Source organism: Pedobacter sp. WC2501, from assembly GCF_052682415.1.
Genome location: NZ_JBQZFI010000001.1, coordinates 17,530 through 32,344 on the forward strand (window position 1 = coordinate 17,530; position 14,815 = coordinate 32,344).

Here is a 14,815-nt window from a genome sequence, read left to right on the forward strand (position 1 = left end):
TCCTGTTAAACCGCCTTGCTATAAAGACCCTGAAACAAGTTCAGGGTGACGACCGTTCATACAAGGCACCAAACCCAAATTAAATCACATTATTAATCGAACTCAGGTTTACAATAAAAAATAAAGATTTGTTTTTGGAGCGCAAGGACAGTAATAATCCATTCAAGTCTGTTCCCGTGCTACGCTATATCCCTCCGCTGCGCTTCAGGGATGCCGCTGCGCCCGGGGCTATAAACGTTGTTCCTGCAAAGAACAAAACACAAAATGTCTATAATAGGCAAAGCGTTAATTGTTCCTTACACTGTCCTCTGTTAAATAAACCTTATTGCAGTGGTTATCCTTTTTGGCGCACAAACAAGAATGTTTCCACTAAGCTCTCACAAAAAGATAATAGCGGAAAGAAGGACTGTCCTAACCGAAAAGCTAAAAACCTGCTTTACAAAAAAACTTATTCCTTTTTTTTGAAGCACAGAGCCAGAGCTACTATTAAAGTTTGTTCCCGTACTACGCTATATCCCTCCGCTGCGCTTCAGGGATGCCGCTGCGCCCGGGGCTAAAAACACTTTTACTGCAAAGAAGAAATTAGAAAACGACTGATAATTTACAGAAAAGAAGGGACTGCCCTAACCGACGGGTACAAAACCTGCTTTATAAAAACAATTATTGGATCAAATCACTATAATTATTAACCTGCACCAGTTTTAGTTTAATTTCTCCGCCAATAGCTTCATTTCTATCTGTGGCGATCGTTTCTCATAAATGATGCTGTGAACAGCCTTACAGATGGGCATGTCGACATTATACTCCTGGTTTTTGATGTGCATGCATTTTGCGGCATAATAACCTTCGGCTACCATATTCATTTCTAACTGTGCCGATTTTACGGTATACCCCTTGCCTATCATATTACCAAAAGTACGATTGCGGCTGAACTGCGAATATGCAGTTACGAGCAAATCGCCCAGATAGGCAGATTCTTTAATGTCGCGATTAATGGGATGAACCAAATCCACAAAACGTTTGATTTCTCGTATGGCGTTGCTAATGAGCACGGCCTGAAAGTTATCGCCATAACCTATGCCATGGCAAATGCCACTTGCTACAGCGTAAATATTTTTTAAAACAGCAGCGTATTCTGTACCGAAAATATCGTCAGATACATTGGTTTTAATGTAGCGTGTATTTAAAATCGAGGCAAATGCGGATGCTTTCTCTACATCAGTACAGGCAATAGTCAGGTAAGAAAGTTTCTCAAAGGCTACTTCTTCGGCATGGCAGGGGCCGCTTACCACAAGAATATCGTGATAAGGGATGTTGTATTTTTCGTTCAAAAATTCGCCGATAATCAGGTTATCTTCAGGCACAATTCCCTTAATGGCAGATACTATTTTCTTACCTTTTAAATCTTCAGAAGTTATGGAAGAAAGTGTTTCCTTTAAAAAAGCTGCAGGAACATTTAAAATAACGAAATCAGCTGATTTTATAATTGAACTGATATCAGACGAGATATTGTCCTGATTGAGCTTTAACTCAACAGAACTGAGGTAATGAGGATTGTGTTTAAATTTTTTAATATGTTCAATGGCTGTTTCGTTACGCATCCACCAAAAAATCTCTTTCTCAGACAAATTATCTGCAAGCATTTTTACGATGGCAGTAGCCCAGCTCCCGCCCCCTATCATTGCTATTTTAGGTACCATGATTATATAAAAGGTTTAAGGTAAAAGGTGTAAAACTCTTTTTCAAAAGGTATAAGGCAAAAGGTGTAAGGCCTAAGGTTAGGCTTAACGCCCTATACCTTAAATCTTACACCCTAAACCTTAGGAATACACCTTAAACAACGCAAGTTACTATTTCTTGCTATTATTTATAAACTACTTCTTTCCGTCTTTGCTAAACAATTGGTCTTTAGCTGTTTTTTCTACAACCATACCATCTTTCAATTTGTTCTGAATGGCAGAATAAGGACCAGTTACAACTTCATCTCCGGCTTTAACACCCGATTTTACAATAATAAACTGATCGTTCTGGATACCTGTAGTCACCTCTGTTTTTTTAACTTTTTTGCTTTTAGCATCGTAAGTGTAAACATATTGCTTCACCTTTTTGTCGGTAAGTTTCGATTTCTGTTTATCGGTATTTTCCTGGTTGCCCTGGTTATTGTTGCCACCATCCGATTTTGCATTATCAGTAAACACCGCCTGGATTGGAATAGCCAATCCGGTTAACGATTCGCTTTCGATATCAACCGTTGCCGACATGCCCGGACGGAAAATAGATTGTTGTTTGCCTTCCATTTCTTCTGTAATCCTGATTTTTACAGAAAAGTTCGTCACCTGATCAACAGAAGTAGATGTGGTAGTTCCAACTGCCGTTGATGAACTTGCAATTTCGGTAACCACACCTCTGAATTTCTTATCAGAAAATGCGTCAACCTCAATCGAAGCTTTATCGCCAACCTTAACGCGGGTAATGTCGTTCTCGTTCACATCAACATTAACCTCCATAGAGGAAAGATTAGAAATACGCATAATCTCGGTACCTGCCATTTGCGAAGTTCCCAAAATACGGTCTCCAAGTTCAATTGATAATTTAGAAACCACACCATCAACCGGTGCGTAAATAGTGGTTTTAGCTAAGTTAGCACCGGCTTCTTTAACATTTGCACCAGTTTGCTCTAAAGTAAATTTGGCGCCGGTTACATTTTCTTTTGCGCTGGCTAAATTTGCTTTAGCGGTTAAAAATGCCGCTTTTGCTGCATCAAACTCTGAAGCTGAAATTACTTTTTTATTAAAAAGCTCAACATTACGTTTGTAGGTAGCTTCAGCATTCACAAAATTAGCCTGGTTTTGGGCAAGCTGTTGTTGTGCTGCAGCTACGCTTGCTTTTTGTGCATTAAAACTTGCCACGGTTCTTTCATAACCCGATTGTAACACATCCGGACGTACTTTACAAAGCAATTGGCCTGCTTTAACAATATCTCCTTCTTTTACTTTTAGCTCTACAACCTCTCCAGATACCTCAGAACTTAATTTAACCTCGGTTTCTGGCTGGATTTTTCCACTCGCAGTAACTGTTTCCACAACAGTTTTATCTGATGCTTTTTCTGTAGTTACTTTTTCGGTTTTATTTCCACCTATCACTCCGGCCAGTTTGAGCACAACCAGAAGGACTACGATAGCAACTACGGTAATAATAATATGCTTCAGTTTCATAATTTGTATTGTATTTCGTTTATTTTAAGTTGTAATGTTTTAAGGCTAAAAAGGTTGAAAGGTTTTGATGTTAAAATTCAATTTGCCCCCAGCTTTAGTTTTTAGTCTTAAAAAACAATCTGTTTGCCTAAATAATAATCAATTACCTTGGCACGGAACAGTAAGTCGTATTTTGCTAAGATAAAATCTATTTCGGCTTTATTTTTATTGGTTTGTGCAGTACTGTAATCCAAAGAGTTTACTAAACCAACAGCATAACGTTGCTCGATAACATAAAAGGCATCTTTTTGTGCCTGAAAAGCATTTTGGGTAGAAGAATACCTGCTTTGCGCGGCGTTTAAGTCGGCGACAGCCTGATTGATTACTTTAATCAGGTTGTTTTTAGAGATTTGCTCATCTGTTTTGCGCTGCTCGAATACTATTTTAGCCTTTCTTACGGTCGACCTGGTGGTAAAACCATTAAAAATAGGAATTGAAATACCCATATTAATTGATTTACCGAAGTTGTCAGACAGTTGACTAAAAAATGGACTATTTCCAGGTAAAGTAAACTGGTATTGATAGAAAGACCCTAAACCTCCTCCAAAAGTAACTTTAGGGTAATAACTACCTTTGGCTACATCAATTGCTTTTTCTGCTGCTTTTGTATTTAAACTTGCTAATTTGATATCGGGAAAGGTATTTAAAGCCTGGCTATAAATATCACTTGGCACATAATTGTTCTGAATGTTATTCAATTCGTTAACCAATGGCGGCTGCACCTTAAATGTCATTGGTGGCTGAATTTCCATTAATTGTCCTAAAGTTAAATAGGATATCGTTAACTGATTCTGCGCATTGGTTAGATTAAGCTCAGCGGTTGCAGCCTGCGATTTGGCCTGTGAAATATCGGCTAAAGTTTTATTACCAACATCCAAAAGGGCCTGTTCTCTTTTTAAAGTAGAATTAGCAACGTCTAATTGTTGCTGCGTAGCTTTAACCTGATCCTGGTTATTTAAAACCTGCAAATAAGCGGTTACAACCTGCAGAATAAGATCATTTTTTACTTTATCTACATTGGTTTGATCTACGGCCAGCAATAACTTATTCTGCCTGATCTGATTCAATTGAGCACCACCTCCAAATACCTGCACATTCGCAGATAGATTAGGGTTTAAGGTATAATTTTGTGTATTTAGAAACAACCCCGATGTTACCTGGCTCCTTCCCCATTGCATAGATTGGTTAACAGAACCATTTACTGTGGGCAATAAAGCATTTTTAGACTGGCGCACATTTTCTTCGCTAAGCGCGGCATTAAATGCGGCTTGTTTGATGTTTAGATTGTTTTTTAATGTGTTTTCGACCGCTTGTTGAATGCTGATCACTTCTTGAGCCTTAATTTGCTGATTAAAACTTAATGCCACTAATAACGCAGATCCGGTAATTAACTTATTCTTGGTAAACATCTTCATAATTTGTTTCAAATCTATATAAACAACTTTAATAATTTCAATCTGTTCAGGCATTTACTAACTTTGAACTTAAATGTACCTGATCAAATCACCGCTTCTGCTAAAATGGTATTATCCATCACTGTTATGGAATAAATCCCGCACCGAAAAAGTTATTTATCTGACCTTTGACGATGGACCTATACCCAATGTTACAGATTTTGTATTAAAAACTTTGAAAGCTTTCAATGCTAAAGCTACATTTTTTTGCATCGGTGATAATATTGTTAAACACCCCGAAGTTTTTGAACGCGTCAAAACCGACGGACATGCCATTGGCAACCATACTTTCAATCATTTAAAAGGCTGGAAAACCGATGATGAAACCTACCTTCAAAATACAATAAAATGCCAGGAACTTACGAAAACTGAGCTTTTCCGCCCACCTTACGGGAGAATCAAAAAGTCCCAAGTCCGAAGTCTGAAGTCTAAAGTCCCTAATCCAAAGTCTGACTCAGGACTAAAGACTACCGACTCAGGACTAAGCATCGTAATGTGGGATGTGCTTAGCGGCGATTTCGACACTAAACTCTCACCCGAAAAATGTTATCAAAACGTAATTAAACATACTGAAAATGGTTCCATAATTGTATTTCACGATAGTTTAAAAGCATTCGACCGTTTATCTTACGCACTTCCCAAAATATTGGCTTATTTTACTGAAAAAGGTTTTACATTTTCAACGCTTTAGCCTTAAGCTAATGTTATGCCAAGGCTCTAAATAGATTTCAAAATACTGTATATCAATTTATTAAAATAATACAAAACAAATAACTGTTCAAAATCGTACAAATATGTCCGATAACGAACGGTTAACCCCGCTATTGAGGTCGTATCATTTATAATTAATTTACCTAACTTACAGGAACCTTATTTTCCAGCACAAATTTTAGCCTGTTTATGGCGCGATTGCCATGTTGAACTTGATTCAGCATCTTTCTGCCAGATAGGAGTCTATATTATACACTGTGATTCCATTCGAACTTGTCACGTTGAGCTTGTCGAAACGCTTTGTGAAGTATTCAAATAGGCCCTTCGACAGGCTACCATTGACAGACTCCCAAAAAAGGTCGTCATTGCGAGGCACGAAGCAATCTTAAAGCGCACGCTGTTAGCGATCGTTGTAAGATTGCTTCGTCGGCTGAAAAGCCTTCTCGCAATGACGATTCCTCGCCGGAAAATAGCAATAGAACGCTCTGTCATTCATATTGATTTTTAATAATAAATTATCCCTCAGGATGACAATTCTTTATTTATTGTATAGCCCGAGGATTATAATCAACAGGTAAGGATGAACGATTTTAAGTTATATCAAGCACTCAAAAAACACTTATTAATCACATAAACCTGACCATAATTTATACGGTTTTTAGGACTGCGGATTTACACCATTTTCAGTTGTTTAGAATAATTCCAAATTACTGAATCGCCTACCTAAATTATATTTAAGGGTTGTTTTTTGCTATTTTTGTTTTAACCAAAAAATTGTGCCCCATTGGCTCAATAAACGCAAATTAATATAAAAAAGCAGTATTCTTTTTTTGTAAAAAGCGGGTGTACATTTCGTTGCACAATCTTATCACAAAAAGAATAAACTATCCAAGATGAGTATTTATAACGATTATATCCAGGAGATTGAAGACAGAAAAGCTCAAGGTCTTCATCCCAAACCTATTGATGGCGCTGAATTATTAAGTGAAATCATCGATCAAATCAAAAATGTAAATAATTTTAACAGGGCAGATGCTGTTAATTTTTTCATATACAACACCTTGCCGGGCACTACAGGAGCAGCTGGTGTAAAAGCAGAGTTTTTAAAAGAAATTATTTTAGGCGGAGCTATCGTTGCAGAAATCACACCTGATTTTGCTTTCGAATTGTTATCGCACATGAAGGGTGGATCTTCTATCAAAGTGTTATTAGACATTGCCTTAGCCGATAATGGTGATAAAGCCCATAAAGCTGCAGATGTTCTTAAAACACAGGTTTACTTGTACGATGCAGATACAGATCGTTTAAAAGAAGCTTATAACAATGGCAATGCCATCGCTAAAGAAATATTAGAAAGTTATGCTAAGGCTGAATTTTTCACCAAACTTCCTGAAGTAGCAGAAGAAATTAAAGTGGTAACCTTTATTGCCGGGATAGGCGATATTTCTACAGATTTATTATCTCCAGGTAACCAGGCACACTCCCGTTCTGATCGTGAACTGCATGGTAAATGTATGATTACGCCAGAGGCTCAGGAAGAAATCAAAGCATTGCAGACGCAACACCCAGATAAGAGTGTAATGCTGGTAGCTGAAAAAGGCACCATGGGTGTAGGTTCCTCGCGCATGTCAGGCGTAAATAATGTGGCACTTTGGACGGGCAAAAGATCTAGCCCTTTTATCCCATTTGTAAACATAGCGCCAATTGTAGGTGGTACCAATGGTATTTCTCCAATTTTTTTAACCACAGTTGATGTAACTGGTGGTATTGGTATCGACCTTAAAAACTGGGTAAAGAAAACCGATGAGAATGGCAATGTTATCCGTAACGAAAATGACGAGCCAATTTTAGAGCAAGTTTACTCCATTGAAACGGGTACGGTACTTACCATTAATACCAGAACCAAAAAATTATACAATGGAGACCAGGAGCTAATTGATATTTCAAAAGCATTGACTCCTCAAAAAATGGAATTTATCAAAGCAGGCGGTTCTTATGCCATCGTTTTCGGTAAAAAAATCCAAACTTTTGCAGCTAAAACATTAGGTATCGAAGCTTCTGCAGTATTTGCTCCTGCGAAAGAAGTATCTGTAGAAGGGCAAGGTTTAACCGCTGTTGAAAAAATCTTCAATAGAAATGCAGTAGGTTTAACACAAGGCAAAGTTTTACATGCCGGCTCTGATGTTCGTGTTGAAGTAAATATTGTAGGTTCGCAAGATACTACCGGTTTAATGACAGCTCAGGAATTAGAGGCAATGGCCGCTACAGTGATTTCTCCAATTGTTGATGGCGCTTACCAGTCAGGTTGCCATACGGCATCTGTTTGGGATAAAAAAGCACAGGCAAATATCCCTAAACTGATGAAGTTTATGAATGATTTTGGGGTAATTACTGCCCGCGACCCTAAAGGGGAATATCATTCGATGACTGATGTTATTCATAAAGTATTAAATGATATTACCATTGATGAGTGGGCCATTATCATCGGTGGCGACTCGCATACCCGTATGTCTAAAGGTGTGGCATTTGGTGCAGATTCTGGTACGGTGGCATTGGCATTGGCAACCGGCGAGGCTTCTATGCCAATTCCGGAGTCAGTAAAAGTAACCTTCAAAGGTGAAATGAAACAACACATGGATTTCCGTGATGTAGTTCATGCCACGCAATTACAAATGTTGCAACAATTTGATGGCGAAAACGTATTCCAGGGCCGTATCATTGAGGTACATATCGGCACTTTATTAGCTGATCAGGCCTTTACCTTTACCGATTGGACTGCTGAAATGAAAGCAAAAGCATCTATTTGTATTTCGCAGGACGATACTTTAATCCAATCATTGGAAATTGCTAAAAACCGTATTCAAATCATGATAGACAAAGGTATGGATAACCATAACCAGGTTCTACAAGGCTTGATCAATAAAGCAAACAAACGTATTGAGGAAATTAAAACAGGTATCAAACCAGCTTTAATGCCAGATGATAATGCTAAATATTATGCTGAAGTAGTAATTGATCTTGATCTAATTGAAGAACCAATGATTGCAGATCCGGATGTAAATAACGCTGATGTTTCTAAACGTTATACACACGATACCATCAGAGACTTAACTTATTACGGTGGCGATAAAAAAGTAGATCTTGGTTTCGTTGGCTCATGCATGGTACATAAAGATGACTTGAAAATCGTTTCTCAAATGTTAAAAAACATAGAGACGCAGACTGGTAAAGTAGAATTCAAAGCGCCATTGGTAGTTGCAGCCCCTACTTACAACATCATTGATGAATTGAAAGCAGAAGGTGATTGGGAATACTTGCAAAGATATTCTGGATTTGAGTTCAGCGATGCATTACCTAAAGCTGCAGCACGTACCGAGTATGAAAACATCATGTATTTAGAACGCCCAGGTTGTAACCTTTGCATGGGTAACCAGGAGAAAGCAGCTAAAGGTGATACGGTAATGGCTACTTCTACACGTTTATTCCAGGGGCGTGTGGTAGAAGATAAAGATGGTAAAAAAGGAGAGTCTTTACTGGCTTCAACCCCGGTAGTCGTTCTTTCAGCGATCTTGGGTCGTATTCCGAGCATTGAAGAATATAAAATGGCAGTAGAAGGCATTAACTTAACCAAGTTTACCCCTATTTCTACAAAACAATAAGAAACAAAAAAACATATTATTTGTTAAACCTTATAAAAGGCTATCCGAGAGATCTGATAGCCTTTTATTTTGCAGAATAGTTGCATAGAATGGTTTTAAATAAGATATTATGACAAATCTCAAAAATAAATCTGTTTAAAATTGTTTAATTTAGATAGTATCTTATTGACAATAATTATAAAAATTAAAGTATGGCTTTTGATATAGACATGATCAAAAAGGTTTATGCAAACTTTGGTAGCCGCGTAGAGGCTGCGCGTAAAGTTGTTGGCAGACCTTTAACATTATCTGAAAAAATATTGTATGCACACCTTTGGGATGGAGATCCTAAAAAGGCGTTTAAGCGTGGTTCTGATTACGTAGACTTTGCACCAGATCGGGTAGCGATGCAGGATGCTACTGCGCAAATGGCTTTATTGCAGTTTATGCAGGCGGGCCGTCCACAAGTTGCCGTTCCTTCGACAGTTCACTGCGATCACTTGATTACGGCTAAAGAAGGTGCTGCCATAGATTTACCCCATGCCAAAACCGAAAGTGCCGAAGTTTTTGATTTCTTATCTTCTGTATCCAATAAATACGGTATCGGCTTCTGGAAACCAGGTGCTGGTATTATCCACCAGGTAGTTTTAGAGAACTATGCTTTCCCGGGTGGAATGATGATCGGAACCGATTCGCACACTGTAAATGCAGGTGGTTTGGGTATGGTTGCGATTGGTGTTGGTGGTGCTGATGCCTGTGATGTAATGGCAGGTTTGCCTTGGGAGCTTAAATTCCCTAAGTTAATCGGTGTAAAACTAACCGGTAAATTAAATGGCTGGACCGCAGCCAAAGATGTCATCCTTAAAGTAGCTGGTATCCTGACTGTAAAAGGTGGTACCGGTGCTATTGTAGAATATTTTGGCGATGGTGCTACTTCAATGAGCTGTACCGGAAAAGGTACCATTTGTAACATGGGTGCTGAAATTGGTGCAACCACTTCTACTTTCGGTTACGATGAAAGCATGGAACGTTACTTACGTGCTACCGGCAGAAATGAAGTTGCAGATGAAGCAAACAAAATTGCGGCTTACTTAACTGGTGATGCTGAAGTATATGCTGATCCGGAAAATTATTTCGATCAGGTTATTGAGATCGATTTAGATACTTTAGAACCTTACTTAAACGGTCCTTTTACACCAGATTTAGCTACTCCGGTTTCTCAAATGAAAGTTGAGGCAGAGAAAAATGGATGGCCATTAAAAGTTGAGTGGGGCTTAATTGGTTCTTGTACCAACTCTTCATACGAAGATTTATCAAGGGCAGCGTCTATTGCCAACCAGGCTATCGAAAAAGGTTTGGTAACCAACTCTGCTTTCGGTATCAACCCGGGATCTGAGCAGGTACGTTACACGGCAGACCGCGATGGTTTCTTAAAAACTTTCGAAGATTTAGATGCAACAATCTTTACCAATGCCTGCGGACCGTGTATCGGTATGTGGGATCGTACAGGTGCAGAGAAAGCCGAAAAAAACACCATTGTACACTCGTTTAACAGAAACTTTGCTAAACGTGCTGATGGCAACCCTAATACTTTCGCTTTCGTAGCTTCGCCAGAAATGGTTGCTGCAATTGCTATTTCAGGGAACTTAGGATTTAACCCATTAACGGATACCTTAACTAACGATAAAGGCGAACAGGTTAAATTAGATCCACCTACTGGTTTTGAATTGCCTACAAAAGGTTTCGCTGTCGAAGATGCAGGTTACCAGGCACCAGCAGCTGATGGTTCATCCGTTCAGGTTCTGGTTTCTCCAACTTCACACCGTTTACAATTGTTAGATCCGTTTACCCCTTGGGAAGGCACCGACTTAAAAGGTTTAAAACTTTTAATCAAAGCAAAAGGTAAATGTACAACAGATCATATCTCAATGGCTGGTCCATGGTTAAAATTCCGTGGCCACCTGGATAACATCTCTAACAACATGTTGATTGGTGCAGTTAACTACTTTAATGATAAAACAGATAACGTTAAAAACGAATTAACTGGCGAATATGGCCCTGTTCCGGCTACACAACGCGATTATAAAGCTGCTGGTTTAGGTTCGATTGTAGTAGGCGACGAAAACTACGGCGAAGGTTCATCTCGTGAGCATGCAGCCATGGAACCACGCCACCTGGGCGTTCGCGCGGTATTGGTAAAATCTTTTGCCCGTATCCACGAAACCAACCTGAAGAAACAAGGTATGTTAGGTTTAACCTTTGCAGATAAAGATGATTATGACAAAATTTTAGAAGATGATACCATCGATATCTTAGGCTTAACAGAATTTGCGCCTGATAAACCATTAACATTGGTATTACACCATGCAGATGGCTCGACCGAACAGTTTGCGGTTAACCACAGTTATAACGCTCAACAAATTGAGTGGTTTAAAGCTGGTGGTGCACTAAATATCATCAGGGCTGAAGCAGCGGCTAAGGCAGCGCTTTAATAGTCCGAAGTCTAGAGTCGGAAGTCCGAGGTCTGGATGAAAACAATATCAATCCCGTTTTGTTAATTCAGAACGGGATTTTTTGTTCTTCTCCATTTTGTCACATTGAGCTTGTCGAAATGCCTTGAAATCATTACAAAAAGTCCTTCGACAGGCTACCATTGACGTTATTTTATAAATCATTACTAATCAGTATTTTAATTACTTTAGTATTTCTGCCCAGCTAGGCCATAGCACGATATCCCCGTTCTACTTAAATCCGGCCTAACAAATTTTTCGGGCTGCACTGTCCAAGCCAACCTAGTAGCTTCGAAAGAAAAATTTTCAGCCGGCAGTTTTTGTTTCTTTTTGCTGCCAAAAAGAAAGAGCCCTTCGGCGGCGACGAGCCGAGGCAAGACCGTGCCCTGGGACAAGAGAAGAAAATTATACGTCACCATATTGATTTTAAACAATTAATTAACCCTCAGGATGACAAATCTATCAATTAGGATTAACCTCATTATTTTTCTTAAAAGCAGTTGCAGTAGTTCTTAGGTTGTGCTTAGTCCCGCTAATGCTGCTGCTGGTTGAAGAAACCAGCATTCGCGTATATCGGGTTTAGATGGCAGAAACAGGGGTGCTTTTCACATAAATATTCCCTGGATCGCCATGAGGGGAAATTTTAACTTGCTTGCAGTAAAGAACCTTCTAGCCCCGGGCGGAGCGGCATCCCTGAAGCGCAGCGTAAGGATACAGCGAAGAACGGGAACAAACCTTAATAGCTGCCTCTGACCTTGCGCTTCAAATGAAATAATAAATAATTGCCATATTTTTTGGAAAGCATCCTTAGAACATTGTCCTGCAAACATTCATTTTAAATATGGTATAAAGCGATATTTTGTTGTATAAATATGCATTGGAAAACATTTATAATCAATCATAAGTGAGGTTAAAAAGAAATGATCTCCGGTTTTCAATCGAATCTTAACATAGTGGTAATTTGTCCAAAGAGTTGATCGGCGGTTTGCAAAATCAAGATTATTTTCATGGTAAATTCCGATATGTTGTTCAATAACTTCAATATCCTTTTGCTTAAATTCAAACCGGTTGTTTTTATATGAATAAAGATACAAATCAGAATTACCGAATATTATAAAGCTAGCTTTTCGATTTTTGATATAGTAAGTAATGTGTAAATAAAAAACGGGAAGCAAAAAGATGAATAAAACCGATAACATGTACCCAAAGAACCGGAAATCAACCAAAGGCCACCAACCCAGCATATAAATAGCTAGTGGGGTTATGATTAATAAAATCCCTAATAGCCTACAATATTTTAAGGATCTAAATTGATGTTTAAGATCAATTTTGAACGTTACATCCTCTTCAAAACTCATGACCACAATCGTAACAATGGTGGCAATTATTGGCTTTAACTGGAGTGGTAAGCGTTAAGAAAGCAAGTATAATTGCCCAGATACTATATTTTTTATTCGTAGCCATCCCATAGCCAACATTGGTAGATCCACATTTCTCACAAACTGTTTTACCTTCTTCTGATTCTTCTTCATCAGTAATTTCATCTGATGATCCAAAAGTCAAACTATTGTCTTCAGCCAGTAAAGCGTTGATGGCCTCTATATCTCTTTCAAAAACAATAAGTTTAACACCGCCAATAGCTTGATTGTAAAGTGGATTTAATGTTGCAAAATTTTCATCCGCCAGGTAACAGGCAAACCCGCTATCTTCCAATTTAGCTTTAATAATATTGGCCTCCATTGGATTATAATAGGTGCTGTACACTACTGTTTTATCATTCATATTCCAAACATAAGAATTTGTTTAATTATGAAAGTGAAAACAGTAAACGATTAACTAACTTTTCAGAAATTCTTGCCACCAATAGCCTGAATCTTTAATGGTACGTTCCTGAGTTTTAAAATCGTTATAGACCAGTCCAAACCTTGCTGTAAAACCCTCGGCCCATTCAAAATTATCCATGAGTGTCCAGGCCATATAACCGGTAACATTTATCCCTTCATTTTTGAGTTTTAGTAAAGCACTGAGGTAAAGTTTAAAATATTCGATCCGTTCCGGATCTTCTACCTTTTTATTTGTCAATTTATCATGATAGGCTGCACCATTTTCAGTAATCATGATATTTTTGATATCGGGATAAGCTGCAAACTGTTTTACAATATTATAAAAGCTATCGGCATTAATCTCCCAGCCCATCGCAGTGTGTGGCTTTTTCCGGCTTTTGGCCTTTACTTCCCAGGCCTGGATTACTGGGATAAAGGCGTTGTATTTTACAACCAGGGGAAAGTAATTTTGAAGTCCGATAAAATCAAAATCAAATTTCATCCTTTCCTGCAGTCGCCAGGTACCATATTCGATCTGAAATTTCTCCAACACATCCCAATCTGCTGTAGGAAAGCCCATGCCTAGTGTAGGTTCTACAAACAAACGGTTCATCAGGCAGTCTACGCGTTTAGCGGTAAGGATATCGCTATCACTTTGTGTATTAGGGATAATTTCTGAACAGGAAAAAGTAGTGCCAATACTGGCTCTGTTAATTTCTGCACGTAAAATTTTACCTCCTTCTGCCTGTGCCAAAGCCGTATGTAATACTGCAGGGAAAAAATTGCTCAAACCTGTTTTACCAGGAGCATGAATACCAAGCATATACCCTAATGATGTATAACCAAAAGGCTCGTTCAACACAATCCAATTTTTTACTTTATCTCCGTATTCTAATGCACAGATGCTCACAAAGGCATTAAAGGCAGCATTGATGCTAAAGCTTGTCCAGCCGCCCTCATCTTCCAGTGCCTGCGGTAAATCCCAGTGATAAAGCGTAACGTATGGGGTAATTCCATGTGTTAAACATTCGTCAATAAGATTGTGGTAAAAACGGATACCTTCCTGATTTATTTCTCCCCTTCCGCCGGGCAAAATCCTAGACCAGGCAATAGAAAACCTAAAAACCTTAAAGCCAAGTAATTTTACTAAAGCTACATCTTCGGTATATCGGTGATAAAAATCGCAGGCGGGATCTAATTTGTGGCTCTTCTTTATTTTGCCGTTTTTCGCCGTAAAAGTATCCCAAATGGAAGGGCCTTTACCGTACTGGGTTGCTGTGCCTTCTATCTGCGCAGCAGCAGTAGCTACCCCCCACAAAAAATCCTGACCAAAATCGCTTGCCTTAACCATTGTTATCCATTATTTGCCATAAGTTGCGAGTTTAATATTAACAAATCATTAACAATTAAAATGATTCGAAATAA

The 14,815-nt window shown here is 38.7% G+C and carries 8 protein-coding genes; 3 read left to right on the top strand and 5 right to left on the bottom strand.

What is annotated here, in order from left to right; genetic code table 11:
- Positions 1-701 precede the first annotated feature (701 nt).
- The 3 genes from ACUN24_RS00080 to ACUN24_RS00090 all read right to left on the bottom strand — a co-directional run bounded on the left by ACUN24_RS00080 (position 702) and on the right by ACUN24_RS00090 (position 4,723).
- Positions 702-1,700, bottom strand: coding sequence for an NAD(P)H-dependent glycerol-3-phosphate dehydrogenase (locus ACUN24_RS00080; RefSeq protein WP_445560722.1), 999 nt, complete (start codon positions 1,698-1,700; stop codon positions 702-704).
- Between the two features lie 174 nt (positions 1,701-1,874).
- Positions 1,875-3,215: an efflux RND transporter periplasmic adaptor subunit gene (locus ACUN24_RS00085; RefSeq protein ID WP_445560723.1), complete on the bottom strand. Its 1,341-nt coding sequence runs from the start codon at positions 3,213-3,215 to the stop codon at positions 1,875-1,877.
- Positions 3,216-3,322: 107 nt separating this feature from the next.
- Positions 3,323-4,723 carry a TolC family protein gene (locus ACUN24_RS00090; protein WP_445560724.1) on the bottom strand — a complete coding sequence of 467 codons (1,401 nt, stop codon included), beginning with the start codon at positions 4,721-4,723 and terminating at the stop codon, positions 3,323-3,325.
- Between the two features lie 19 nt (positions 4,724-4,742).
- Here ACUN24_RS00090 and ACUN24_RS00095 point away from each other — a divergent pair, with 19 nt between their 5' ends.
- The 3 genes from ACUN24_RS00095 (at position 4,743) to ACUN24_RS00105 (ending at position 11,549) form a co-directional block, all read left to right on the top strand.
- Positions 4,743-5,399 (top strand): polysaccharide deacetylase family protein, encoded by a 657-nt coding sequence (locus ACUN24_RS00095; protein WP_445560725.1) that lies wholly within the window; start codon positions 4,743-4,745, stop codon positions 5,397-5,399.
- A gap of 913 nt (positions 5,400-6,312) precedes the next feature.
- A complete protein-coding gene (locus tag ACUN24_RS00100; RefSeq protein WP_445560726.1) occupies positions 6,313-9,078 on the top strand; it encodes a bifunctional aconitate hydratase 2/2-methylisocitrate dehydratase in 2,766 nt (921 codons plus the stop codon).
- 191 nt (positions 9,079-9,269) lie between these two features.
- Entirely contained in the window at positions 9,270-11,549 is a 2,280-nt protein-coding gene (locus ACUN24_RS00105; RefSeq protein ID WP_445560727.1) for an aconitate hydratase, read from the top strand.
- Positions 11,550-12,914: 1,365 nt separating this feature from the next.
- On the opposite strand, the gene ACUN24_RS00110 is transcribed toward ACUN24_RS00105, so the two are convergent.
- Both ACUN24_RS00110 and ACUN24_RS00115 read right to left on the bottom strand, forming a co-directional pair.
- A complete protein-coding gene (locus ACUN24_RS00110; RefSeq protein WP_445560728.1) occupies positions 12,915-13,349 on the bottom strand; it encodes a DUF2007 domain-containing protein in 435 nt (144 codons plus the stop codon).
- A 54-nt stretch (positions 13,350-13,403) separates the two neighbouring features.
- A complete protein-coding gene (locus tag ACUN24_RS00115) occupies positions 13,404-14,741 on the bottom strand; it encodes a GH1 family beta-glucosidase (RefSeq protein WP_445560729.1) in 1,338 nt (445 codons plus the stop codon).
- Positions 14,742-14,815: the final 74 nt, after the last annotated feature.